This window comes from Corallococcus sp. M7, assembly GCF_054512695.1.
Window position 1 is genome coordinate 4331539 of sequence record NZ_CM137252.1, and the last position, 24340, is coordinate 4355878.

Sequence of the window (24340 nt, forward strand, 5' to 3'; positions counted from 1 at the left end):
AAGCACCGATGAAGGGCGTGCTCGAGACGCGTGAAGTGCATTCCCCCGCGCTGGAGAACAACCCACTGGGAGATCCGGCCCGCCGCCGGCTCACCGTGTACCTGCCGCCAGGCTACGCGGAAGGCTCGCAGCGCTATGCGGTCGTCTACTTCCTGCACGCCTTCGGCAACGGCGGCGGCTCGTGGACCAACGCGTCCGGCTTCTCGCCCTCCGTGCCGGACCGCCTGGACGCGCTCATCGAGCAGGGCGCCATCCCGCCCGTCATCGGCGTCTTCCCGGACGCGTGGACGAAGCTGGGCGGCAGCCAGTGGGTGAACAGCGACGCCATCGGCCGCTACCGCGACTACCTGGTCAAGGACATCGTCGGCTTCGTGGACAAGACCTTCCGCACGCTGCCCAGGGCCGCGTCCCGCGCGGTGGTGGGCCACAGCTCCGGCGGCTACGGCGCGCTGGTGATGGGCCGCTACCACCCGGAGATCTTCTCCCTGGTGGGCGCGCACGCGCCGGACTCCTACTTCGAATACTCGTACATGCCGGACCTGCCCAAGGCCGCCACCGCGCTGATGAAGGCCGGCGGCGTGGATGCGTGGGTGACGGAGCTGCGCCAGCGCGCCGTCGCCACCAAGGTGCGCGGCGACGACTTCCCGGTCATCAACATCCTGGCCATGGCGGCGGCGTATTCGCCGAAGAAGGGCGAGCCGCTCAACCTGGAGCTGCCCTTCGAGCAGCACAACGCGAAGCTGCGCCTGGACGTGTGGAACCGGTGGCTCGTGCACGACCCCGTGCGCTTCGTGCCCAAGTTCATGGACTCGTTCCGCAAGCTCAAGACGGTCTACCTGGACGCCGGCACGCGCGACGAGTTCAACCTGCGCTGGGGCACGCGCATGGTGGCGGACGACCTGAAGGCCGGCGGCGTGGACGTGGCCCACGAGGAGTTCGAGGACGGGCACTCCGGCGTGTCGTACCGCTTCGAGCGGTCGCTGTCGGTGCTGGTGCCGCTCCTGGCTCGGGACTGATAAGGGGGGAGCCCATGGATACCTACGGACTGTCGCGCGTCATGGGAGAGAAGGGCGTGCTGCCGCAGCGCGCCCGCAAGCTGGACCCCTCGCTGCCCTGCCGTGAGGCGGAGCTGCTCATCGACGTGGAGAGCCTCAACATCGACGCCGCGTCCTTCAAGCAGATCAAGGACGACGTGGGCGGCGACCCCGCGCGCATCGCATCCCGCATCCAGGACATCGTCCGTGAGCGCGGCAAGATGCAGAACCCCGTCACCGGCTCCGGCGGCATGCTCATTGGCCGCGTGAAGGAGCTGGGCGCGAAGCACCCCGCCAACGGCGTGCTCAAGCCGGGGGACCGCATCGCCACGCTGGTGAGCCTGACGCTCACGCCGCTCGTCATCGAAGAGGTGAAGGCGGTGCACGCGGACATCGACCGCGTGGACATCCGCGGCCATGCGCTGCTCTTCGCGAGCGGCATCTACGCGAAGCTCCCGGAGGACATGCCGGACACGCTGTCGCTGGCGGCGCTGGATGTCTGCGGCGCGCCCGCGCTGGTGGCGCGCCACGTGCGCCCGGGCATGACGGTGGCGGTGCTGGGCGCGGGCAAGAGCGGCGCGCTGTGCCTGGCGCAGGCCCGCCGCAGCCTGGAGAGCCGCGGCAAGCTGCTGGCGCTGGACATCTCCCAGAAGGCGCTGGACGCGCTGTCCGCCATCGGCCTGTGCGACGAGGCCCTCAAGGTGGACGCCACCCAGGGCGTGGACGTGATGGAGGCCGTGTCCAAGGCGACGGGCGGTCAGCTCTGCGACCTGGTCGTCAACTGCGCCAGCGTGGGCAACACGGAGATGGCGTCGCTCCTGTCCGTGAAGGACGGCGGCACGGTCATCTTCTTCTCCATGGCCACCAGCTTCACCACGGCGGCCCTGGGCGCGGAGGGCGTGGGCAAGGACGTCACCATGCTCGTGGGCAATGGCTACGTTCCCAACCACGCCGCCCTCACGCTGGACCTCCTGCGCACCGAACCGTCGCTGCGCCAGCTCTTCGAGTCCCGCTACGTCTAGGGCTTGAGGAAGGCCGTGTGCACGGCCTGCATCAGCGGATCCTTGGAGCCCAGGGCCTTGGTGCGCATGTGGCCCTGGTTGATGGTCCAGATGATGCTCCCGCCCAGGCCCTTCTCCCGCGCCCAGCGGCCCTTCTCCGACACGGACGCGACGTCCTCGTAGGAGATGTAGTTGCAGGACTGCGGGCCGTACGCGGTGGGGAAGGAGAGGTAGGGCGCCTTGGCGACGTCGTCCCAGCGGTACGCCTCCGGCGAGTAGTAGAGGGCCTGGATGTTGGCGTAGCTCATCGCGTTGTCGCTCTGCTCCTCCGCGATGTCGTCGCGCCCGTCCAGCGGGGTGCCCGGCTCGGTGATGCCCTTCCAGCAGGTGCCGAAGAAGCCCACGCCCACGCCCATGCGCTGCGCCGGCACGCCCGCGTCCAGGAACGCCTGCACGGAGCTGGCGACGGAGCTGGGGTGTCCGGAGCTCTCACCGAAGAGCGCGCTGGAGTGCCAGCTCTGCCACTGCCCCCAGTGGCCGCTCATCTTGTAGGCCATGATGTTCATCTGATCCACGCGGGCGGCCAGCTGCCGGTGGAACTCCGCGTCCACCTTGCCCAGCGGGAAGTTGGAGTTCACCCAGCCCACCGGCACCGTGATGATGATGTTCTCGTCCGCGGCGCGCAGCTCATCCAGCAGCGCCAGCAGCGGCGCGCTGTCCTGCGGCAGGAGGATGGGCTCCCAGTCCACGTCCACGCCGTCGAACTGCAGCTCGCGCATGGTGGTGATGATGTTGCGCACGAAGTTGCGGCGCTTCTCCAGCGTCTCCGTCGCGCCCTTGAAGCCGTCGTACTCGCCCATGCCGCCCAGCATCAGCAGCGCCTTCTTGCCCGCCGCGTGCGCCCGGTGTGACAGGGCCCGGGCCATCTTGGGGCCCTCCACGGCGTCCACGTCGAAGTCGGTGTAGAGCGTGCCGTCGATGCGCGGACGGATGCGGCCCACCACGATGTGCGTGAGCAGGGACATGTCCACCGAGTCCACCGGATACAGGTCGCGCTGGTAGCCCACCCAGTAGCCCATCACCCAGTTGGTGGGCGCGCCGCCCGGACGCGGCGTCACCGCGGACGTCTGGCGCGTGCAGGGGCCTTCGCCCATCTCGTTGGCGGCGCAGACGGTGAAGGAGTACGCCGTCCCGTTGTCGAGGCCCTCGATGAGCGTGCCCGACGCGGGCGCGTCCACCCGCTGCACCCGGCCGCCCGGCTCCACCATGACCTTGAAGTACGACAGCGGCCGTCCGCCGTAGCTCGCGGGCGCGAGCCAGCTCACGTACGCCTGGCCATTGCCCGCGGTGGGCACCACCGAGCGCGGCTGTCCCGGCACCGTGGGGTTCGGGATGCTCATGCCCGCCTTCGGCGTCACCAGGTCCGTCTCCACGGAGGCCTGGCCCTCGCCCACCGCGTTCACCGCGGCGACCTTGAAGACGTAGGTGAAGCCGTTGTTCAGCCCCAGCACCGTGGCCTGCGTGTCGGGCACCTTCACCAGCGCGCCGCCGCACTCGGGGACGCAGCGCACCACGTAGTAGAGCAGCGGGCTGCCGCCATCGCTGGGAGGCACCGTCCACGTCACCAACGCGGACGCGTCTCCGGCCTGCGCGACCACCTGCTTCGGCGCTTCAGGGGGCGTGAGCGGAGGCGCGGGTTCATCCGGACCTCCGCCAAAGTCGCAACCGCTCAACATCACCGCGAGGGCCAGACCCACCCACCCGCGCACTGGCATTGCCCGATGGCTTTTCATCCCTGCACTCCTGGAAGGACGCGCGATGTTATGCGGCCAACCCCCCACTTGGAGTCAAGGCAAGCTGGAAAAATGTGGCAATTTTGTATGAATTGGAATTCGTGCATTAAGCCGACTAATCCCATCCCTCCAGGGAATCACAAAACCTCAGCAGATGGGAAATCGGTCATTCGAGGACGGCTGCTGTAGGGGCTGCCGGGGCGGGTACGGCGGGCGCCACGGGGGCGGCGGGGACCTGGGTCTGGGCCCAGTCATTGGCGGAGCGGCCGCTGGCGTCGCGCAGCGCGGGGGAGGCGCCCTGGTGGCGCAGCTGGTCGGCCACCTCCGTGCGGCCGAAGAGGACGGCGAACATCAGGGCGGTCTGGCCCAGCCGGTTGGTCTGGTCCACCGCGCAGGGCTGGGCGGAGAGCAGCTTCACCACGTCCGCGTAGCCCTTGAAGGCGGCGCCCATGAGGGCGGTGTTGCCCCGGCTGTCACCCGCGCACGCGTCCGCCCCGGCGTCGAGCAGCGTCCGCACCGTCCGGGTGTGGCCGTGGTAGGCGGCGAGGATGAGGGGGGAGAAGCCTCGCGCGTCGCGGGCCTCCACGGGCGTGCCGGCCTTGACGAGCCCCTGGACGATGTCCGTTTCGCCCTCGCGCGCGGCGGCGAGCAGGTAGCGCTCCGCATCGCTGGTGGCGAGCAGCCGTCCGGCGGGCGTCGCCGGTGCGCGCAGGGACATCCACGCGGCGGTCAGGACCGTGCACACCAACATCACCAGACCCAGCGAACCGAGCAGCAGCTTGCGAACCATGAGGGCATCTCCAGGAAGAGGGTGAAGGGGGAGACGGGGCCGCCGTCGTGTCACCGGCGGCCCGGCGAAGTCAGGTCACGGCACGCTGTTGGTGGCGAGCGGGGCGAGGGTGGCCTTCGCGTCGTCCAGCTTCACGTTCACGGCCTTGGCCAGGCGCGTGCCGTAGTCCGCGTTGGCCGCGTAGAAGTGGCCCACCATGCGCGCCTTGACCTTCGCGTCGCGCACCTGGCCCAGGTCGCCGGCCAGGTTCTGGATGAGCCGCTCCTTGCCGCCCGCGTCGAGCGACAGCCAGAAGGCGCCCGCCTGCGAGAAGTTGTCCGTCTTCTCGATGGGGCGCTGCTGCGTGGTGCCGGTAAGCGGCGCGTGGGAGAAGAGGGCGGAGGGCGTGTCCTGCGTCTCACGCGTGATGCTGGGCTCGTAGTTCACGTCCGACTTCGTGTTGCCGCTGTTCATCGCGCCGGCCTGGCTGTTGTTGTTCACCGCGGCGCGGGCGCGGTTCACCGGCAGGGACAGGTAGTTGGCGCCCAGGCGGTAGCGCTGCGTGTCCGCGTAGGAGAAGAGGCGGCCCTGCAACAGGCGGTCCTCGGACGGCTCGATGCCCGGCGGCATCACGCCCGGAGCGAAGGCGGACTGCTCCGTCTCCTCGAAGAAGTTGTCCGGCGTCTTGTTGAGGGTGAATTTGCCCAGCTTCACCGGGGGCAGCTTGTCCTTGGGCCAGTCCTTGGTGGCGTCCAGCGGATCGAACGTGAAGCTGTCCAGGTCCTTGGGGTCCAGCACCTGCACGCTCAGCTCCCACGAGGGGAACTTGCCCGCCTGGATGTTCGTGTAGAGGTCGTGCGTGGCGTGCTGGAAGTCCTCGCCGCCCAGCTTCGTGGCCTCCGCCGCGGTGAGGCCCTTCACGCCCTGCTGCGACTTCCAGTTGAACTTGACGTACTTCACCTGGCCCTTGGCGTTGACGAACTTGAAGGCGTGCACGCCGTTGCCGTCCATCTGCCGGTAGTTCGCCGGGATGCCCAGGTCCGAATAGAGCTGGGTGATCATGTGCGTGGATTCCGGCTGGTGGCTGAAGAAGTCGAAGTAGCGGTTCGGGTCCTGCCGGTTGGTGACCGGGGAGGGCTTCAGCGAATGCACCATGTCCGGGAACTTGATGGCGTCACGGATGAAGAAGATGGGCAGGTTGTTGCCGACCAGGTCCCAGTTGCCCTCGTCCGTGAAGAACTTCAGCGCGAAGCCGCGCGGATCGCGCAGCGTCTCCGGCGAACCGCTCGGGTGGATGACCGTGGAGAAGCGCACGAACATCGGCGTCTTCTTGCCCTTCTGGGAGAAGACGGACGCGCGCGTGAGGCTGGAGAAGTCGCCGTAGCTCTCGAAGGTGCCGTACGCGCCCACGCCTCGCGCGTGCACCACGCGCTCCGGGATGCGCTCGCGGTCGAAGCGCGCGAGCTTCTCGATGAGGGCGAAGTCCTCCAGGAGGATGCCGCCCCGCGGGCCGGCCGTCTTGGAGCTCTGGTTCGTGCCCAGCGGCGCGCCCGAGTCGGTGGTGATGGGGGGCGGATTGCCGGCGGCGAGGACGGGGGCGCCAGACAGCAGGACGGCGAGCATCAACGAGCGTTGGTTCAAGGGGAACTCCTTGGGTTACGGGGGAACCGGGCCACCCCTAGAGCACGCCTCGTGCCGAACCCTCAGTCCTTGTGAATTCAATGGGTTGAGTTCAGGCTGGGCGTTCTCTCCACCGCCATTTCGGTGGAGACACCGAACTCCCGGTGCTGCTCACCACTGATTTTTCGGTGTTGTATTCAACAACGAAATTTCGGTGGAGGCTTGCGGCGCGCGGCGTTCGCGTGATGCGTCTCGCCATTCAAGAGGCGCGGTGCGGCATCGTTTGCTGGCGGTGCGAGGGCCTGTGTTCTTGAGCCGAAGGACGCGGCGCTCGGGTAGGGTGCGCGCATGTCAGGCCCGTTCATCGACGACGCGCGGATTGCCGAGGCGCGCAAGCTGGCGGACGAGATCGTCAATCCGATCTTCGACCTCATCCAACGCAACACCACTGTCTCCAATGAGCGCACCGTCTTGCGCTTCTTTGGCATTTCCGGCGCGGGTGCGCGTGGCGTGCCCCTGGCCAACCTCATGGTGGACAAGCTTCAGTCCGCCGGAGTGCTCAACCGGGGCGCCGCGTACTGGTACGGCCGCGCGCTGCAACTGGGCGCCAGCAGTCCGCTGGACGCCGTGGAGCGCATCACCGCGCTGCCCACGGACAAGCTGGGCGCGCTGTCTCCAGAGATGGAGGCCAACCTGCGCGACGCCGTGCGCGAGGAGGCCCGCGCGGCGATGACGGAGCTGAAGTCCCGCATCGCCCAGCGCAACGCCCTGCGCGAGCAGTTCCCCATGTCCCCCGCGCCGCACAAGTACGTCATCGTCGCCACCGGCAACATCTACGACGACGTGGACCAGGCGCGTGCGGCGGCGCAGGCGGGCGCGGACGTCATCGCGGTCATCCGCTCCACGGCGCAGTCGCTGCTGGACTACGTGCCCCACGGCGCGACCACGGAGGGCTACGGCGGCACCTACGCCACCCAGGAGAACTTCCGCGTGATGCGCGAGGCCCTGGATGACGAGAGCCGCAAGCTCAAGCGCTACATCCAGCTGACCAACTACTCGTCCGGTCTGTGCATGTCGGAGATCGCCTTCTGCGCGGCGTACGAGCGGCTGGACATGCTCCTCAACGACGCGATGTACGGCATCCTCTTCCGCGACATCAACATGCGGCGGACGTTCATCGACCAGTACTTCAGCCGCCGCATCTGCGCCCTGGCCGGCATCATCATCAACACCGGCGAGGACAACTACATCACCACCGCGGACGCCTACGACGCGGCCCACACCGTCATCGCCAGCCAGTTCATCAACGAGTGCTTCGCCAAGCGCGCGGACCTCAAGGACTGGCAGCTGGGCATCGGGCACTCGTATGAAATCGACCCGTACCGCGACGACACGCTGCTCCTGGAGCTGTCGCAGGCGATGCTAGTGCGCCGCTGCTTCCCGGACGCGCCGCTCAAGTACATGCCGCCCACGAAGCACAAGGAGACGGACATCTTCTTCAGCCACGCGTACGACGTGATGGCGGACCTGGTGGCCATCTGGACGCGGCAGGGCATCCAGCTCTTGGGCATGATGACGGAGGCCATGCACACGCCGCTGCTCGCGGACCGGTACGTGGCGCTCAAGTCCGCGTCGTACATCCACCGCGCGGCGCGGGGCATCGACGAGGAGTTCACCGTCCGCGAGGACGGGAAGATCGCCAACCGGGCGCGGGAGGTCTTCGCCAAGGCGGAGGAGCTGCTGCGCGAGTGCCACACCGAGGGCATGGTGGCGGCCATCGGCAAGGGGCGCTTCGGCGACGTGAAGCGCGAGGAGACCGGTGGCAAGGGCCTGGACGGCGTGCTGGAGAAGGCGCCGGATTACTTCAACCCGTTCCTGGAAATGCTGGAGGCGTCATGATCCTGGGTACTTTCGTGGCTGTGATGATGGCCGCGGGTGGCAGCGCGGATGCGTTGAGCAGCGTGACGGTGAAGAACATCGCGCTGAAGGCGCCGGCGGCGTGGACGCGCTCCAACGTGGACGGCTCCGAGAAGTTCCTGGCGCCCTCCGGCGACGCGTACTTCCTGGTGGACGTGGGCACGGTGCAGACCGCGGGCATGAAGGCGGAGCTGTGCCGCACGAAGATCCTCGCGAACATCGGCGGCGACAGCTGGACGATGCTGAAGGTCGGCGGTCAGCCGGCGGCCACCAAGACGGACACGGACGCGGCGCCGGACGGCAGCGGCAACGTGGACACGGTGACGTACGTGGGCTGCAACGGGAAGACGACGTGGTCGGTGGTCTTCTACATGGAGCAGGGCAAGAAGGACCGGTTCTCCGCGGTGGCCGAGAAGGTGGGCACCAGCGTGTCGTTCACGCCGCCCAAGGGCAAGAAGGGGTAGTTCGATGGTGAAGCCGAGCAAGCAGATCATCCGCCCCTACGGCGACCGTCGCGACGACGGCATGGTGCAGTTGTCTTTCACGCTGCCCGTGCCGCTGTCGGAGAAGGCCAAGGAGGCCGCCGCCCAGTTCACGAAGAAGATGGGCTTCACGGACGTGAAGGTGGCCGCCGCCGAGCGCGCGGCGGACCAGTACACGTTCTTCGTCGTCTACGCCCGCTCCAACGTGACGCTGGACTACGCGGAGATCGACGTGCCGGAGGTGGTGGTGCGCAAGATGGGGTTCGACGACCTCAACGCGCTCATCAAGGAGAAGGTGCGCCGGCGCATCGTCGTCTTCGGTGCGTGCACGGGCACGGACACGCACACGGTGGGCATCGACGCCATCCTCAACATGAAGGGCTACGCGGGCGACTACGGCCTGGAGCGCTACCCCGGCTTCGAGGCGTTCAACCTGGGCAGCCAGGTGCCCAACGAGGACCTCATCAAGAAGGCCACCGCGAAGCACGCGGACGCCATCCTCGTCTCGCAGGTCGTCACCCAGCGCGACGTGCACAAGGACAACTCGCGCCAGTTCATCGACGCGGCGAAGGCGGCGGGCATCCACGGCAAGACGCTGCTGCTGTTGGGCGGGCCGCGCGTGGACCACAAGCTGGCGCTGGAGCTGGGCTTCGACGCGGGCTTCGGGCCGGGCACCAAGCCGTCCGACGTGGCGAACTACATCGTGCACGCGGTGATGAAGAAGGAAGGCACGGAGTCCGCGGACTCCCACTACCAGGGGGAACCCTCGTGAGCACTGGCACGAAGGCGGTACTGCGGCTGCGCATGGGCAGCCACGACGCGCACTACGGCGGCAACCTGGTGGATGGGGCGCGGATGCTCGGTCTGTTCGGGGACGTGGCCACGGAGCTGTGCATCCGGTCCGACGGGGACGAGGGCCTGTTCCGCGCCTACGACTCCGTGGAGTTCCTGGCCCCGGTGTACGCGGGGGACTTCATCGAGGCGGAAGGGGAGATTGTCAGCGAGGGCAACACGTCGCGGAAGATGCGCTTCGAGGCCCGCAAGGTCATCAAGCCCCGGCCGGACGTGAATGACTCGGCGGCGGACGTGCTGCCGGAGGCGGTGGTGGTGTGCCGCGCTTCGGGCACGTGCGTGGTGCCCAAGGACAAGCAGCGGGTGAAGCGATGAGCAAGCCCATGGTCATCACCGCCGCCCTGGTGGGCGCGGAGACGACGCGCGAGCAGACGCCGTACCTGCCCATCACCGCGGAGGAGATTGCTGAAGACGCGGCGAAGTGCCGCGAGGCCGGCGCGGCGATGGTGCACATCCACGTGCGCACGGCGGAGGGCAAGCCGTCGCAGGACGCGGAGCTGTTCCGCGCGGCCATCCGCGCCATCCGCAAGCGCACGGACATCCTCGTCCAGGTGTCCACGGGCGGCGCGGTGGGCATGGACGTGGACGAGCGGTGCGGCGGGCTCACGCTCACCGGCGCGGACAAGCCGGACATGGCCACGCTCACCACGGGCACGGTGAACTTCGGGGAAGAGGTGTTCTGGAATCCCCGGCCGCTGGTGCGCGACATCGCGAAGCGCATCAAGAGCATTGGCCTCAAGCCGGAGCTGGAGTGCTTCGACGTCGGGATGATCGACGAGGCGCGCTACCTGGCGAAGGAGGGGCTGGTGGAGCTGCCGGCGCACTTCGACTTCGTGCTGGGCGTGCCGGGCACGCTCCAGGCGCGGCCGGAGGTGCTGGACTTCATGATCGCCTCGCTGCCGGAGGGGAGCTCCTGGACGGTGGCGGGCGTGGGGCGCCAGCAGCTCCCGTTCGTGGAGGAGGCCGCCAAGCGCGGCGGCAACGCGCGCGTGGGCCTGGAGGACAACATCTACCTGTCCAAGGGCGTGCTCGCGAAGGGCAACTTCGAGCTGGTGGCGGAGGCCGCGAAGCGGGCCCGTGCCGCTGGCCGTGAGCTCGCCACCCCCGAGCAGGCCCGGCAGCTGCTGCGCCTGGGCTGAAGAAGCCTGGATTCGTGACGCGAGGCCCGGGGCGGACACGTCCCGGGCCTTCGTATTTCATCCCCCGCGCCAGCTTTGGGTGGCTTACGCGGCCCAGGCCCAGCCGACATGGCCGTCCGGACGCACCAGCAGGCCACCCACGCCTTCGAAGTCCGGGCGTCCGAGGCGACCGCGCAGCGTCGTCACCTGGGAGGGCCAGCCGGGTTCCCAGCGGGGCAGGGGGCTTGAGTCGTCCTCGCCCAGGCCCAGCAGCAGCCACCGTCCCGGGTGCAGCGCCGCGTAGAGCCGTGTGTCCGCGCCGAGCTCCACGTCGCTCAGGCGCCGGCCGCACCAGTCGGACAACAGCGGCGAGGGCGTCTCTGGCGCGGGCATGTCCAGCGGCGCGTACCCCACGTCGAGCGCCCCGATGTTGTCCGCGAGCTGGCGGTTCAGCCGGGGCTCACGGAGCAGGCCGCTCAGCAGCTCACGCAGGGCCAGCGTCTCCCGCGTGGCACCCATCAGCGCGGTCTGCGCCAGCGTGTTGTGGATCAGCGCCTCACCCACGGGACGGCGCTCGCGCGAGTAGCTGTCGAGCAGTGCTTCCGGCGCTCCGTCCTTCACCACCGCCGCGAGCTTCCATCCCAGGTTCATCGCGTCCTGCAGGCCGACGTTGAGCCCCTGGCCTCCCGCCGGGAAGTGGATGTGCGCGGCGTCGCCCGCGAGCAGCACGCGTCCCTCGCGGTAGCGCTCCGCGAGCCGCGTCTCGTTGCCGAAGCGGGACAGCCACCGGGGCTCGCGCATGCCGAAGTCCGAGCCCACGATGCGCAGCGTGCTCTCCCGCAGCTCCTCCAGCGTGACGGGCTCGCGCACCGGCGCCTTCTCGCGAAGCGGATCATTCACGACGAGGCGGTGGACGCCCGGCGACATGGGCACCACCATCACGCCGCCCCGCTCGTTCGCGATGCCGAGGGCGGGCTGGGCCGGCGGCGCGCCCAACGTCACGTCCCCGAGCATCGCCGTGCGCGTCACGTCCGTCCCCGGGAACGGGATGCCCGAGAGCCTCCGCACCGCGCTCCGGGCCCCGTCCGCGCCCACCACGAAGCGCGCCCGGACGCGGAATGTGCCCGCGCCCGTGGAGCCCTCCAGATCCACGCCCTCGTCGTCCTGGCGCAGGGCCTCCACCATGTGGCCGCGCCGGATGGCCACACCCAGCTCCCGCGCCCGCTCCTCCAGCAGGGCCTCCGTCACCGCCTGCGGAAGGAACAGCGTGTAGGGGAAGCGCGTGTCCAGGACGCTGAAGTCCAGGCGCGTGTCGAGCATCGCGAAGTGGCCGGTGGGCAGCGGTCGGCCCCGTTTCAGGAACCGGTCCTCCAGCCCTCGCAGCGCCAGCACCTCCAGCGAACGCGGATGCAGCGTCAGCGCCCGGGACTCGCGCACGGCCTCCACGCGCCGCTCGAACAGCTCCACCCGGACGCCCGCCAGCGCCAGCTCGCACGCGAGCCACAGCCCGGTGGGACCTCCTCCCACCACCGCCACATCGAGGATCTCCGCCATGACCGACCTCCCGCCCGAAGGCGTCAAACTAACGTTGTTAGGGATCAACTAACGGCGTTAGATTGTCAAGCCAGCGAGGGCCAACGCGGGCATGCGAATCCAGCGGGAGCAGGTGGTGGCGGCGGCGTGGACGCTGCTGGACGAGCACGGCCTGGAGGGCCTCACGATGCGCGTGCTGGCGAAGGCGCTCTCCATCCAGGTCCCGTCGCTGTACTGGCACTTCCCGGGCAAGCAGGCCCTGCTGGACGCGATGGCGGACACGCTGGTGCGGGACGTGGCGCGGACGCTGACGCCGGAGTCTCCGTGGGAGACGGTGGTGCGCACGGTGGCGGAGGAGCTGCGGCGCGCGTTCCTGGCCCACCGGGACGGCGCCCGCGTCTACGCCGGCACCCTCGTCGTGTCCGAGCACACGCTGCGCGTCTCCGACACCGTGATTGGCGCGCTGACGCGGGCGGGGCTCGACTCGCGGGCGGCGGGCTGGGCGGCCTTCACCGTGCTCGACTACGTGCTGGGCTTCACCATCGAGGAGCAGGGCTTCACCACGCAGGACGCCGAAGCGAAGGAGCGGGAAGGGGCACTGCGTCAGCTTGCCTCGGCGCGCTATCCGCATGCGGCGGGCGCGGTGGACGCCATCCTGGACCGCGACTTCGACCGCCGGTTCGCCTTCGGGTTGGACCTGCTCGTCGCGGGCATCCGAGCGCGGCTGTCCACGCCGTAGCGCGGCGCCGTCAGGAACCTCGCGCGCATTTCGTCCCGCTGCCCGGCTCTCAGCGCATTCGGCGACACCGCCTCTTCGTCCCGGCTGTCCGCACCGGAGGGCTCGGGCATCATGCCGCGCATTCCTCCCGCTCTGACGGGAGCCCACGAGGAGTCGCGAAGCGATGGACACGGGACTGCAGGGCAAGGGCGTGCTGGTGACGGGCGGCGCGGGCGGCATCGGCTCCGCGCTGGTGCGGGCGTTCGCGGGCGAGGGCGCGAAGGTGGCGGTGCACTACCACCGCAGCCAGGAGAAGGCGGCGGCGCTCGCGCGCGAGGTGGGCGGCACGGCCGTGCGCGCGGACCTCACGGTGGAAGCGGACGTGGACGCGCTGGTGCCGCAGGCGGTGAAGGACCTGGGCCAGTTGGACGTGCTGGTGTGCAACACCGGCGTGTATCCCGCGCCGGACGAACCGGTGTGGCAGATGTCGCTGGAGCGCTGGCGCCGCACGCTGGCGCAGAACCTGGACAGCGTGTTCCTGAGCTGCCGCGCGTTCCTGCGCCACGTGGAGACCACGGGCACGGGCACCATCGTCATCATCAGCTCCACGGCGGGCCTCTTCGGTGAGGCGGGCCATACGGACTACGCGGCGGCGAAGGGCGCGCTGGCGGCGGGCTTCGTGAAGAGCCTGAAGAACGAGCTGCACCGCATCGCGCCCATGGGCCGCGTCAACGTGGTGTGCCCGGGCTGGACGGAAGTGGGCCGCAACCGCGACAAGCTGACGGACCCGAAGTTCGTCGGCCGCGTCACGCGGACGATGCCGCTGCGCAAGGTGGGGCAGCCGGAAGACGTGGCGCGCGTCGTGGTGACGCTCGCGTCGGATCGCATCTCCGGCCACGTGACGGGCGAGGTCGTCACCGTGGCCGGAGGCATGGAAGGACGGGTGCTGCATGAAGACTGACCTGGACGTGCGGACGTACAACCGCGAGGCGTGGAACGGCGAGGTGGGGCGCGGCAACAGGTGGACGCTGCCGGTGGCCCCGGAGGTCATCGCCGCCGCGCGGCGGGGCGACTGGAGCGTGGTGCTCACCCCGACGAAGCCCGTGCCGCGCGCGTGGTTCGGAGACCTGAAGGGCAAGGACGTGCTGGGCCTGGCGAGCGCCGGCGGCCAGCAGTGCCCGGTGCTCGCGGCGGCGGGCGCGAACGTCACCGTGTTCGACAACTCGCCCGCGCAGCTGGGGCAGGACCGGAAGGTGGCGGAGCGCGAGGGCCTGGAGATGAAGTACGTGGAGGGCGACATGCGGGACCTGTCCGCCTTCGCCGACGGGAGCTTCGACCTCATCTTCCACCCGTGCTCCAACTGCTTCGCGGAGGAGATCCTCCCGGTGTGGCGCGAGGCCTTCCGCGTGCTGCGCCCCGGCGGCGTGCTCCTGTCGGGCATCTGCAACCCGGTGCGCTACCTCTTCGATCCGGTCGAGGAGGAGAAGGGCGTGATGAAGCTCAAGTACCCGATGCCGTACTCGGACTTCACCAGCCTCACGGACGAGGAGCGCCGCCGCTACAGTGACAAGAACGAGCCCATGTGCGTGGGCCACTCGCTGGAGGATCAGCTGGGCGGACAGATGGCGGCGGGCTTCGTGCTCACGAACCTGTTCGAGGACAAGTACGAGCAGAAGGATCTGCTCTCCACGTTCCTGTCCACGTTCATCGCCACGCGTGCCCTGAAGCCCGTATCGCGTTCGTGACGCAGAAGGGCGTTGCGCTTGGCCACCGCGAAAGCCTACAGGTGAGATGTCCGGGTCCTTCCGGACATCCCCCCTTTCGTAGGAGTCGTCCATGAAGGTGTCGCTGCGTCTTTCCGCGGTCGTGTTGATGGGTGTTTCGCTGATGGGCCTGGGCTGTGAGGGCGCGGGCGCGCGGGATCCGCTGAACGCCATCGAGGCGGGCGCCCAGGTGGCGGTGGAGCCCTCGCTGGCGGAGGTGAAGCAGGGCGCGGTGGGTGACACGGTGCTGCGCTGCACGCAGCCGCAGGACGGCAGCTACCTGGAGGTGGTCCAGACGGCCACGGGCTACGAGGCGGCCACGGTGACGGAGGCCTATGATCCCTGGGACTGCCGCTGCACGTACGAGCAGCGCACGGTGCTGGGGCAGTACACGCGCTGCAACCGCTCCACGGTGGACCCGCGCATCCTGAACTGCTTCCGCATCGAGCCCAACGGCACGACGGGCAAGGTGGTGCTGTCCACCACGCGCGTGCAGCGCACGCAGATGGTCATCGGCGGCACGCAGACGGTGTCGTACACGGACCTGAGCATCGCGGCCATCAACCAGGACCCGGGCCACACGCCGCGCCAGGACTTCAACTACGGCATGGCGGACTGCCAGTAGCCGGCGGTTTTCCGGAGGCGATTTAACCTTCGGCGGGCTCCGGGGTTTTGAGTGTCAGAGCGCGACGGGAAGCAGGCTGCACGGCTGCTCCCGGAGCGTTTTGACCTGAACCCGGAGTCCACACACCATGTCGCTCAAGTCCATGCTTCGCGGTACCGCCGTCGCCACGCTGCTCCTCGCCGTTCCCGTGCTCGCCCAGACGGCCGCGCCGTCCGACTCCAACGCCAAGGCCGGCCAGTGCGAGGGACGCCGGGGCAAGCACGGCGGCGGGGGCCACAAGTTCGGCCGCATGGAGCACCGGCTGGACAAGCAGGTCGCCGAAGGGCGCCTGACGCAGGCCCAGGCCGACGGCTTCAAGGCCGAGGCGAAGCAGTTGCACGAGGAGATGAAGGCCGCGCGCGCCTCCGCCAACGGCCAGGTGGACGAGGCCACCCGCGCGCAGTTCAAGGAGCGCCGCAAGGCCCTGAAGGAGAAGATCAAGGCCGCGCTGGCGCCCACGCAGCAGGGCGCCTGAGGTCCCGCCGTGAGTGGGGGACGTGACGCGAGGGCCCCGGCCGGCACAGACTGACCGGGCCCCCTCGTCCCCGGGAGTCCCCATGCTTCGCAGTCTCCTCGTCGCCTTCGTCGCATTGATCGCCGGTTGCCGCGCGCACTCCAGCGCGACGCAGGCCGCGGCGGCTCGGGCCCCGGTGGACGCGCCGGACGCGGCGCAGGCTCCGGTGGAGCTGGTGGCGGACGCGGAGCTCCAGCGCGTGCAGAAGCGCGCGCTGTACATCGTCGAATCGGAGAAGGGCGCCATCAGCGCCACGGACCTGCTGATCGCACGTCCGGACCTGGACCGCGCGCGGATGAACTGGTTCTTCACCGTGCCGCGCGGCAACGCCTGGTACTCCGTCTTCGGCCGCTTCAATCCGCAGGACGTGTTCGTTCCCGCGTACGCGTACCGCGCGCCCATCGAGTTCTCCGGCGAGATGGAGGACTTCCCCGTCGGGTCCCTGCCCGAGGGCATGGACGCCCTGGCCCGCGCCGTGAGCGCCGCCTGCGAGCGCGTCTTCCAGGTGCACGGCCGCAAGCAGCTCAACCCCGTCGTGGTGGAGGAGGATGACGGCATCACCGTCTACGTGCTCCAGGGCTTCGACGACTCGAACCTGTACCTGCTGGGCGGCGACTTCCGCTTCAAGTTCAGCAAGGACGGCCGCCAGAAGCTCCTGGAGCTGCCCCTGCACCAGGGGCTCATCCCCGTATCCGTCGCGCCGGATGGGGACGGCGAGCGGCCCCAGTTCTCCGCGCACGCGCACGTGCTCTTCCCGGGGCCGCTGGAGACGGAGCTCGCGCTGGTGATGCTCTATCCCGCGCTGGGCGGCCTCTTCGTGGGAGGAGGGGACCAGGACCGCGTCTACGCGCTGTCGCCGGATGGCACCATCCGCGAGGTGCGCCTGAGCCGCGAGGAGGTCCTGCGCGAGCTGCGGCCGGACGGCACCTTCGCGCCGCCCGAGGAGCTGAACGTCGCACCGGAGCCCGGCGCGGACGTGGTGCTCTGAACAGCTCCTGGCCGTGCAGTGTTGAGCTTCGTTCACGGCTTGCCCGGCGGTCCGTCATTGCCAGCGGGCGCGGTGCTTGAGTTCGCGCCCTCACGACAGGAGGACGCCGGATGGCCCTGCAGAACGACTACCAGGACGTGCTGGACGTGGCGAAGAACGTGGGCGCGAAGATCGAAACGCGCGAGGAGAACGGCAAGCTCATCATCAAGGGCAGCGTCAACCACGCCTTCGACCGCGATCGCATGTGGGATCAGATCAAGGCGAAGCACCCGAAGTGGAACGACGAGATCATGGTCATGCTCGACGTGACCCACGCCGAGCCCTACGGCCTGCACACCGTGAAGTCCGGCGACACGCTCAGCAAGCTGGCCAAGGACATCTACGGGGACATGAAGCTGTACACGAAGATCTTCGAGGCCAACAAGGATCAGCTCAAGGACCCGGACCACATCAAGGTGGGCCAGGTGCTCAAGCTGCCGCCGAAGACCATCGCCAACCGCGCCTGAGTCTCAAGCGCCGCCGGTGGACCGCTGTGACGCGGCCCACCGGCCGGTGCGGTGCCTCAGGGGCAGTACGGGCACTCCACCGTCGCTTCGAGCGAGTCGTAGACCAGGCAGTTCTGGTCCGCGGCGGAGTCGTTCTTCTGCTGGCAGCGGTAGTTCCACACGGACGCGCACTGGGTATAGACCTGCGCGTCGCCGGTGGGGCCCTGATAGGTGGCCGTGCAGGTGCCGCCCGAGCTTCCACCCGACACGGTGCAGGTGTTGGGGTCGGTGTTGCTCGTGCACTTCATGCTGGAGCAGTTGGTGCCGCTGCCCATCCACTTGCCTGAACAGCTGGACGCATTGGTGCGCTGCTCACAGAGCACGCGGTTCAGGTTCCCGTCGTAGTAGGCGCACGCGCCGCTGCTGCCTCCGCCACCCCCACCGCCGCCACCGCCGCCAGAAGGCGTCCCCCAGCTCCACTCCGGCGTTCTCGGCTCGGAGAAGCTCTCCAGGTACACCTCGCCGTCAGAGAAGCCCACGTCCTCGCACGAGTCGCCGTCGAAGTAGCCGCAGTAGTCCCAGCCGTCGCACCAGAAGTCGCGGCACTCGTCTTCGGTGTCCTCATTGCAGAAGTAGATGGACGAGCCATGGACGCAGGCGCTCTGAGTGGAGAAGCACCCGGGCAGCACGAGGCCGACGGCGAGGGATAGGAGGACAGCGGACACGACGCCCGTGAGCGGACGAGGGGATGGGTTCATCCGCCGGAATGTAGCTTCAGGTGGGCGCGGGATTCAGCTGGGTCTTCGCCACCACGGGCCTAGAGACCGCGCAGGCGCGCGGCCCAGGCGAGGTAGGCGGCGCGCGGATCCACGAGCGGGTCGCGGAAGAGGGCGCGGATCTCGGCGGTGTCCACCTGGCCGGCGTCAAAGGCCCGGTAGAGGCTGTCCCCCAGGAGGTAGCCCAGCGCGTGGCTGACGCCGTGGAACAGGCGGTCGCGGCGCAGGGGGAGGAGCTTCACGGCCTCGTCGGGGGCCTCGGACTCCGTGGCCTTGTGGGCGAGGACGAAGGCGGCGATCTGCCGCTCCAGGCCCCGGGCCTCGCCGAAGCGCCGGGCCCACTCCGTGACGTTGGGGCAGGTGCGGCGCGGGTTGATCAGCTTGGAGCCGAAGAAGCCCAGGGCCTCTTCCAGGCAGCGCGCGTAGAAGGCCTCGGAGGCGCCGCGCGGGGCGTCCATGGCGTCCCCCACGGCGCAGTGGCGCACGAAGTGGGCGGCCTCCTCCGCTGCGTGGTTGAGGGACAGCGACGCCAGCCAGGCCGTGCGCGCGCGGGGGATGTAGCAGCTCTCGCGCGACAGGATGTGCTTGCGCAGTTGGGACAGCTCCGCCTGGGTGAAGCGGCCCCTGCGGCGGATGCGGGCGAGCACGTCGCCGTCCGCCGCCGTGGTCACCTCCACCGAGTCCAGCTCGCGGCCCACGGGCACGCCCGCGAGCCCGCCGATGAGCTCCGCCATGTCCCGGAAGCGCTCCGCGGCGCTGCGGTCCAGGAGGGGCGCGTCGTCGCCTTCGGCCTCCAGGTAGTCCAGGAAGCTCTGCTGGCAGAGGACGGGGGAGGCGTTCATCAGGCACAGCGCGCCGTCCGCCAGCTCCACGGCCTCCGCGCTGCCCAGCCGGCCCTCGCGCGCGAGGCGCCACCAGAGGCCTTCGGCGTTCTGGTACACGACGAGGCCGCGGCGCGGATGGGCATCCCCCAGCGCGCGCTCCACCTGCGCGGGCAGGTGGCAGGGCGCCGCGTGGAACTGGCCCACCAGCACCATCACCAATGGGACGTCCTCCGCGCGGGCCACGCGGGCGATGCGCTCCGCGGCGAAGGCGTCGCGCAGTGCGAGCGAACGCTCACCCTGGGCGCGCCGGTCGATGGCGGCCACCTGGAGCTTGAGGCGCTTCGCGAAGGCCAGCACGGCGCGGATGCCGGCGCCGGGACCGAAGCCCGGGGTGGGGCCGTGGCCCAGCCGGGACATCAGGGTGCGCTCGGGCAGGCGTCCAGAGAGGTACGCGTCGAGGGCGGCCTGATGACGGCCTTCCACGCACTCGAGCGCCAGCACGACGCGGCGGCCGGAGGCGAGGGCGCGCTCGGCGAGGTCCAGGTAGGTCTGCTGGGCGAGCGGCAGCGTGTGGTAGTCGCCCACGTAGACGAGGTCCGACGCCGCGATGCTCTGGTGCACGTGGGCCAGGGAGACCACGCTCTGGTAGGTGCTCGTGCGCCGGCGGTAGCGGGCCTCGTAGGCGCGGAAGGCTTCGGTGCGGCCTTCGACCACCCGGGCGATCTGGGCGCGTTGGCGGCGGAAGAGGGCGAGGTGAAGGGCAAGCGACGCGCGCATGGAGCGACAGGCACCGTCGCATGCGCTCGCGGGGGCGGCAAAAAATCAGCGGGGCTCGGGCGGGTGGCCTGCTTGACTCGCATGGCCCTGCAACGGACCATCGTCGTCAATCTTGCAGACCGTTCTTCCTCGCACGCTCATCCTCTGTGCCGTGGTGTTCGCCGCGGCCCCCGTTCACGCGCAAGAGGCCGCGCTGCTGCACGCATCTCCGCCGCGCGCCGAGGCCCGGCAGCCCCTCCAGTTGGACGCGACGCTGGTGGATGGCGGCAAGGTGCTGGAGCTCTTCGTCCGCTATCGCGGCCCGGGCGAGCCGTACGTCCAGGTCCCCATGGAGCGGCAGTACGGAGACCTGTACCGCGCGGTGATTCCCGCCGAGCACATGGTGTCACCCGGCGTGGAGTACTTCGTCGAAGCGGCGATGCTGGATGGGGCGCGCACGCCGCTCTTCATGTCCGCGCTGCGGCCCGCGCGGGTGATGGTGGGGACGCAGACCCCGGAGCCGCCGCCGGGCCGAGCGCCGCCGGGCCGCAAGGGGGCCCGTGACGCCCCGAGGTCCTCGCCCGACATCGATGCCTTCGCGCCGCCGTCGGGGGCAGGGGAGGACGATGACGCGAGCAGCGCGCCGACGCCGCCTCCGTCCACCGTTCGTCCGGACGCACGCGCGGGGACCCCCGATTCGCGGACCTCGAATCGAGGGGACAACGTGGACGCCCGTCCGGGGGCCTCCGACTCACGCGCAGCGAATACCTCCAGCGGGATGGACCCGCGCGCTTCGAACCGGACGGCCGCGTCCGATTCACGCGCTTCGAGCCGCACGGATGCGTCCGACTCACGCGCTTCGAGCCGCACGGATGCGTCCGACTCACGCGCTTCGAGCCGCACGGAGGTCACGGACTCGCGGGCTTCGAGCCGCACGGATGCGTCCGATTCACGGGCTTCAAGCCGCGCGGACGGCACGGACTCGCGAGCCCCATCCTCGCCCACGGCTCGAACGGACGGTTCGCGCGCTTCGACCCGCACGGACATGTCCGACCCGCGCGCCTCGACTCGCGCGAACGGTACGGATTCGCGGGCGCCAGCCCGTGCTGACGGAAGCAGCACGCGCGCTTCCAGCTCCGACGACGCCATGGCCGCGCTCAACGCGGACCTTCCTCCGGAACCCCGCGCTTCCTCTTCCTCCCGCAACGCCATGGACGACGACCTGGCGCTCTACAGCGCTGAGGACGTGCTCGCGGTGACGACCCTCCAGGAGGAGTCCGTCCGCACCGTGCCGGCCATCGGCGCCTCCTTCAACCGCGCGCAGATGATCGCGCTGGGCGCCCGCACGGTGGCGGACGTGCTGGACGTGGTACCCGGCGTGTCCGTCAGCCGCGACGTGCAGGGCTTCCACCGCACCTCCATCCGGGGCCTGCGCAACGACGCGGAGGTGCTCTTCCTCCTCGACGGCCACCGCCTCAACAACTTCTTCGACGGCAAGGCGCTCATGAACCTGCCGGTGGAGAACCTGGAGCGCATCGAGGTCATCCGCGGTCCCGGCTCCGCCGTCTACGGCGCGGGCGCCTTCCAGGGCGTCGTCAACCTGGTCACCAACCACGCCGACGGCGTGCGCGGCGCCATCACCACCGGCGGCGTCCCCCGCGACGATGGCCGCCTGGCGCTCGCCACCGACGGCCACCTGTCCGCCGCGCACACCACCGGCGACCTGCGCCTGTTCGCGGACCTGGACCTCTGGACCCAGGAGGGCGACTCGCTCGTCATCGACCACGACGCGCTCGACGATGAGGCCGTGGCCCAGGGCCTGCGCGACGTGGACCAGCCCGCGGGCCGCACCCGCGACGGGCGCTTCCTCGTCAACGCGGGCGGAGGCGTGTCCTACGGCCTGGACAGTGCCGGCCGCCTGGGCGTCACCGCGCGCTACCTCTCCGAGAAGCGCGACGCGCTCGTCGGCCTGTTCGACACCGTGGGCAACGACTCCCAGCTGTCCTGGGACATGCTCCTCGCGGACCTCACCTGGGAGCGGCCCCTCTCCGAAGGCGGGCAGGTGCGCGCCCGGCTGGGCTTCGATCAGCAGTCCACCGACCGCATGTTCCAGCTCACGCCGCTCGACTTCCGCACCGGCGACGGCCTGGACCGCCTCTTCCCCGAGGGCCTCCAGGAACAGACGCGGGTCACCGTGCGCACCGTGACGGCCTCCGTGGACGCGGACTTCGCCCTGGCGAAGGAGAACCACCTCACGCTGGGCTTCGTCGCCGAACAGCAGTCCCTGTCCCAGTACGACTACACCACGAACTACACGCTCGACGGCCGCCTGCGCCCCAGCCCCGCCGTCCCCGAGGGGCTGGTGGACCTCACGCAGGGCGCGGCCTCCCGCCGCCTCAACCTGGGCCTCTCCGCGCAGGACCAGTGGACCGTGCTCTCCGCGCTCACGCTCACCTTCGGCCTGCGCCTGGACGCCATCCAGCTCCCTGACGCGGAGGCGTCGGGCACGCTCGACACCAGCAAGATGGTGGTGCGGGTCAACCCGCGCGTGGGCCTGGTCATCGCCGCTTCGGACGCGCTGGTGCTCAAGGCGCTGTACGGCCGCGCCTTCCGCGCCCCCACGCCCCAGGAGCTGGTCGAGCGCATCCCCGACACCGACTACAACCAGGGCCGCTTCGAGGGAAACCCGCTCCTGAAGCCCACCACCGTGGACACCTTCGAGCTGGGCATGGACCTGGTCCAGGCCGCGGGCGACACCCGCGTGCGCGTGCGCGCCAACGCCTTCCTGCAGAACTTCGCCTCGCCCATCACCCCCGTGGACACCAGCGGCAACATCGTCCCGCTGCGCAACCGCGAGCTGGGCGTGCGCGTGTACGGCGTGGAGGCGGAGGTCCGCCTGGAGGCGTCCAAGCGCGCCGTCGCGTGGGTCAACGCCAGCCTTTCCCGCGCGCAGGACCTGGAGCTGCCGGAGCAGTCCCGGCTGCTCACGGACGTGCCCCAGGCGCGCTTCAACGCGGGCGTGTCCATGCCGCTGGGGGACTGGCTGAACCTGGACGTGGTGGTGCGCTCCGGCGCCGAGCGCCGCAACAACAACCGCTCCACGCTGGAGCTCATCCGCCGCTACGAGATCCCCGCCTACAGCCTCATCACCGCGCAGCTGCGCACCGAGCCCATCTGGGAGCACTTCGAGGTGACGCTCTACGCCCAGAACCTCTTCGACCACGACCTGCGCGACGACGTGCCCCGTCCGGACCGCGTCACCGGCCTGCTGCCGCGCGAGGGCGTGTCCGGCTACCTCACCCTGAGGGCCTCCTACTGATGGACCGCCGCCACCTCACCGCCGCGCTCGCCGCGCTCACGCTGCTGCCCGGCTGCCTCGCGTACAACGACTCCTGCACCCCGCTGGTGGACGACCCCGACGCCGTCGTGGGCTACCTGGGCGAGGAGGTGCAACTGGGCTCCGCCTTCACCCGCCACGACAACAACGCGCTGGGGCAGCTGGCCGCGGACGCATTCCTCCACGCGGAGGACGGCGCCGCGAAGCCCACGGACCTGGGCATCATCAACGGCGGCTCGCTGCGCGACGAAGGCCTGTGCGTCACCCGCACGTCCCTGCGCACCGGGCCGCTCACCGACGGCGTCCTGCACGAGGTCATCCTCTTCGAGAACCTCCTCGTGACGGTGGACCTCACGGAGAAGCAGCTCGTGGACCTCTTCGAGCACTCCGTGGAGGCGCTGGCCGTGGAGGGGCAGGCCATCGTGTCGCCGTCCGGGGCGTTCCTCCACGTCTCCGAGGGCACCACCCTGCGCGTGGACTGCGGGCGTCCGGCGGGCCAGCGCGTGACGGCGCTGCGGGTGCGCGGACGCGACGTGTCCATCCCCGCGCGCGACGACGCGTCCATCCGCTACCGGGTGGCGATGTCCACGTTCCTGCTGGAGGGAGGGGACGGCTACGGCGGCATCCTGGGCAACGCGGGACAGGACCCGGACCGCAACCCGGTGACAGCGCGCAAGCTGGGCGGCACGGACGCCAACATCGCGGCGGCGTACATGAAGAGCACCTACCCCAGCCCGGTCCAGGCGCTGAAGGAAGCCCCGCGCATCGTCTTCACCAACTGCGCCCGGCCGCCCGGCCCGCCCCGCGCTGACGTCGCGCGCGGTGTCGAACTTACGGGGGCCGGGGTGGATGAGCCCTCAAGGCTTGGAGGGCTCGTCCGAGGATGCCGGGGCGCTGGAGGTCACCACCGCTGGAGCGGAGGTGGCCGTCTGCGCCGCGGCGGCCACCGGCCGTGGAGGCAGGGGGCCCAGCACGTCGTTGACCGAAGGCATGCGGCGGATGTCGGCGCGGGCGACCTTCCATGCCTGCTGGACGATCCACGACAGGGAACGGTCCTGCCGCGTGGCCTCACGCTGGATCTCTTCCAGCATGTCCTCGGGAAAGTAGAGGGATTGCTTGCGGTGATCCGTGGTGGCCATTGCCCTGCCTTACGGCCTTTCTTCGCGCGGGTCCGTGCGCTCGTCGCCCGTCACGTCATTGACGGCAGGGAATGACTTGATGCGGTCGCGGGCGATCTTCCAGGCCTGCTGCACCACCCATGAGAGGGAACGGTCCTGCCGGTTCGCCTCCTCCTGGATCTCCTTCAGCATCTCCTCGGGGAAGTACAGCGACTGCTTGCGCTTGTCGGTGCCTGCCATGCCTGGGTCTCCGGGGCGGATTCGAGGTGACGACCTGA

23 protein-coding genes are annotated in these 24340 nt (G+C 69.8%); 16 read left to right on the forward strand and 7 right to left on the reverse strand.

The genetic code is table 11. The features are described from left to right. Nucleotides 1-8 precede the first annotated feature (8 nt). Both ACX114_RS17725 and kdd read left to right on the forward strand, forming a co-directional pair. On the forward strand, nucleotides 9-1016 hold the full coding sequence (locus ACX114_RS17725; protein WP_459299273.1) for an alpha/beta hydrolase: 1008 nt from the start codon (nucleotides 9-11) through the stop codon (nucleotides 1014-1016). Nucleotides 1017-1030: 14 nt separating this feature from the next. After that, nucleotides 1031-2056, forward strand: a complete 1026-nt coding sequence (gene kdd, locus ACX114_RS17730; RefSeq protein WP_459299274.1) for an L-erythro-3,5-diaminohexanoate dehydrogenase — start codon at nucleotides 1031-1033, stop codon at nucleotides 2054-2056. On the opposite strand, the gene ACX114_RS17735 is transcribed toward kdd, so the two are convergent. The 3 genes from ACX114_RS17735 to ACX114_RS17745 form a co-directional block, all read right to left on the reverse strand. Beyond that, nucleotides 2053-3828, reverse strand: coding sequence for a glycosyl hydrolase family 18 protein (locus ACX114_RS17735; protein ID WP_459299275.1), 1776 nt, complete (start codon nucleotides 3826-3828; stop codon nucleotides 2053-2055). The genes kdd and ACX114_RS17735 overlap by 4 nt on opposite strands. A gap of 166 nt (nucleotides 3829-3994) precedes the next feature. Beyond that, nucleotides 3995-4618, reverse strand: coding sequence for an ankyrin repeat domain-containing protein (locus ACX114_RS17740; RefSeq protein WP_459299276.1), 624 nt, complete (start codon nucleotides 4616-4618; stop codon nucleotides 3995-3997). A gap of 75 nt (nucleotides 4619-4693) precedes the next feature. Continuing rightward, complete coding sequence (locus ACX114_RS17745) at nucleotides 4694-6238, reverse strand: catalase (RefSeq protein WP_459299277.1); 1545 nt, start codon at nucleotides 6236-6238, stop codon at nucleotides 4694-4696. 327 nt (nucleotides 6239-6565) lie between these two features. On the opposite strand from ACX114_RS17745, the gene kamD reads away from it, so the two are divergent. The 5 genes from kamD to kce are packed head-to-tail and all read left to right on the forward strand — an operon-like array spanning nucleotide 6566 to nucleotide 10607. Continuing rightward, nucleotides 6566-8116, forward strand: coding sequence for a lysine 5,6-aminomutase subunit alpha (gene kamD / locus ACX114_RS17750; protein ID WP_459299278.1), 1551 nt, complete (start codon nucleotides 6566-6568; stop codon nucleotides 8114-8116). Continuing rightward, nucleotides 8113-8598: a hypothetical protein gene (locus ACX114_RS17755; protein ID WP_459299279.1), complete on the forward strand. Its 486-nt coding sequence runs from the start codon at nucleotides 8113-8115 to the stop codon at nucleotides 8596-8598. The genes kamD and ACX114_RS17755 overlap by 4 nt, the downstream gene beginning before the upstream one ends. A gap of 4 nt (nucleotides 8599-8602) precedes the next feature. Continuing rightward, the gene (gene kamE, locus ACX114_RS17760; protein WP_014396340.1) at nucleotides 8603-9388 is read left to right on the forward strand and encodes a lysine 5,6-aminomutase subunit beta; all 786 of its coding nucleotides are present in this window, start codon (nucleotides 8603-8605) and stop codon (nucleotides 9386-9388) included. Further along, nucleotides 9385-9783, forward strand: coding sequence for a 3-aminobutyryl-CoA ammonia lyase (gene kal / locus ACX114_RS17765; protein WP_206795532.1), 399 nt, complete (start codon nucleotides 9385-9387; stop codon nucleotides 9781-9783). The genes kamE and kal overlap by 4 nt, the downstream gene beginning before the upstream one ends. Then, nucleotides 9780-10607 carry a 3-keto-5-aminohexanoate cleavage enzyme gene (kce, locus tag ACX114_RS17770; protein ID WP_223761997.1) on the forward strand — a complete coding sequence of 276 codons (828 nt, stop codon included), beginning with the start codon at nucleotides 9780-9782 and terminating at the stop codon, nucleotides 10605-10607. The genes kal and kce overlap by 4 nt, the downstream gene beginning before the upstream one ends. An 84-nt stretch (nucleotides 10608-10691) precedes the next feature. Here the strand turns inward: kce and ACX114_RS17775 are convergent, their stop codons facing one another. Further along, complete coding sequence (locus ACX114_RS17775; protein WP_459299280.1) at nucleotides 10692-12140, reverse strand: FAD-dependent monooxygenase; 1449 nt, start codon at nucleotides 12138-12140, stop codon at nucleotides 10692-10694. A gap of 91 nt (nucleotides 12141-12231) precedes the next feature. Here ACX114_RS17775 and ACX114_RS17780 point away from each other — a divergent pair, with 91 nt between their 5' ends. From ACX114_RS17780 to ACX114_RS17810, 7 genes are all read left to right on the forward strand, one after another. Next, nucleotides 12232-12858 (forward strand): TetR/AcrR family transcriptional regulator C-terminal domain-containing protein, encoded by a 627-nt coding sequence (locus tag ACX114_RS17780; RefSeq protein ID WP_459299281.1) that lies wholly within the window; start codon nucleotides 12232-12234, stop codon nucleotides 12856-12858. A 163-nt stretch (nucleotides 12859-13021) separates the two neighbouring features. Continuing rightward, complete coding sequence (locus ACX114_RS17785; RefSeq protein ID WP_459299282.1) at nucleotides 13022-13798, forward strand: SDR family NAD(P)-dependent oxidoreductase; 777 nt, start codon at nucleotides 13022-13024, stop codon at nucleotides 13796-13798. Beyond that, a complete protein-coding gene (locus tag ACX114_RS17790) occupies nucleotides 13788-14582 on the forward strand; it encodes a class I SAM-dependent methyltransferase (RefSeq protein WP_459299283.1) in 795 nt (264 codons plus the stop codon). Before ACX114_RS17785 ends, ACX114_RS17790 begins: the two co-directional genes overlap by 11 nt. A 91-nt stretch (nucleotides 14583-14673) precedes the next feature. Further along, nucleotides 14674-15225 carry a hypothetical protein gene (locus tag ACX114_RS17795; RefSeq protein WP_459299284.1) on the forward strand — a complete coding sequence of 184 codons (552 nt, stop codon included), beginning with the start codon at nucleotides 14674-14676 and terminating at the stop codon, nucleotides 15223-15225. A gap of 127 nt (nucleotides 15226-15352) precedes the next feature. Beyond that, nucleotides 15353-15739 carry a hypothetical protein gene (locus tag ACX114_RS17800; protein ID WP_459299285.1) on the forward strand — a complete coding sequence of 129 codons (387 nt, stop codon included), beginning with the start codon at nucleotides 15353-15355 and terminating at the stop codon, nucleotides 15737-15739. Nucleotides 15740-15821: 82 nt separating this feature from the next. After that, nucleotides 15822-16766 carry a hypothetical protein gene (locus ACX114_RS17805; RefSeq protein ID WP_459299286.1) on the forward strand — a complete coding sequence of 315 codons (945 nt, stop codon included), beginning with the start codon at nucleotides 15822-15824 and terminating at the stop codon, nucleotides 16764-16766. 110 nt (nucleotides 16767-16876) lie between these two features. Continuing rightward, on the forward strand, nucleotides 16877-17272 hold the full coding sequence (locus ACX114_RS17810) for a LysM peptidoglycan-binding domain-containing protein (RefSeq protein WP_459299287.1): 396 nt from the start codon (nucleotides 16877-16879) through the stop codon (nucleotides 17270-17272). A gap of 56 nt (nucleotides 17273-17328) precedes the next feature. Here ACX114_RS17810 and ACX114_RS17815 read toward each other — a convergent pair whose 3' ends face one another. Together ACX114_RS17815 and ACX114_RS17820 are read right to left on the reverse strand one after the other, a co-directional pair. Continuing rightward, the gene (locus ACX114_RS17815) at nucleotides 17329-18009 is read right to left on the reverse strand and encodes a hypothetical protein (RefSeq protein ID WP_459299288.1); all 681 of its coding nucleotides are present in this window, start codon (nucleotides 18007-18009) and stop codon (nucleotides 17329-17331) included. 59 nt (nucleotides 18010-18068) lie between these two features. Next, nucleotides 18069-19628: a ChaN family lipoprotein gene (locus ACX114_RS17820; RefSeq protein ID WP_459299289.1), complete on the reverse strand. Its 1560-nt coding sequence runs from the start codon at nucleotides 19626-19628 to the stop codon at nucleotides 18069-18071. A gap of 112 nt (nucleotides 19629-19740) precedes the next feature. On the opposite strand from ACX114_RS17820, the gene ACX114_RS17825 reads away from it, so the two are divergent. Continuing rightward, nucleotides 19741-22926: a TonB-dependent receptor plug domain-containing protein gene (locus ACX114_RS17825; protein ID WP_459299290.1), complete on the forward strand. Its 3186-nt coding sequence runs from the start codon at nucleotides 19741-19743 to the stop codon at nucleotides 22924-22926. Beyond that, nucleotides 22926-24158: a 5'-nucleotidase C-terminal domain-containing protein gene (locus ACX114_RS17830; protein ID WP_459299291.1), complete on the forward strand. Its 1233-nt coding sequence runs from the start codon at nucleotides 22926-22928 to the stop codon at nucleotides 24156-24158. Before ACX114_RS17825 ends, ACX114_RS17830 begins: the two co-directional genes overlap by 1 nt. On the opposite strand, the gene ACX114_RS17835 is transcribed toward ACX114_RS17830, so the two are convergent. Continuing rightward, complete coding sequence (locus ACX114_RS17835) at nucleotides 24093-24302, reverse strand: TIGR04563 family protein (RefSeq protein ID WP_014396356.1); 210 nt, start codon at nucleotides 24300-24302, stop codon at nucleotides 24093-24095. The two genes, ACX114_RS17830 and ACX114_RS17835, sit on opposite strands and share 66 nt — an antisense overlap. Nucleotides 24303-24340: the final 38 nt, after the last annotated feature.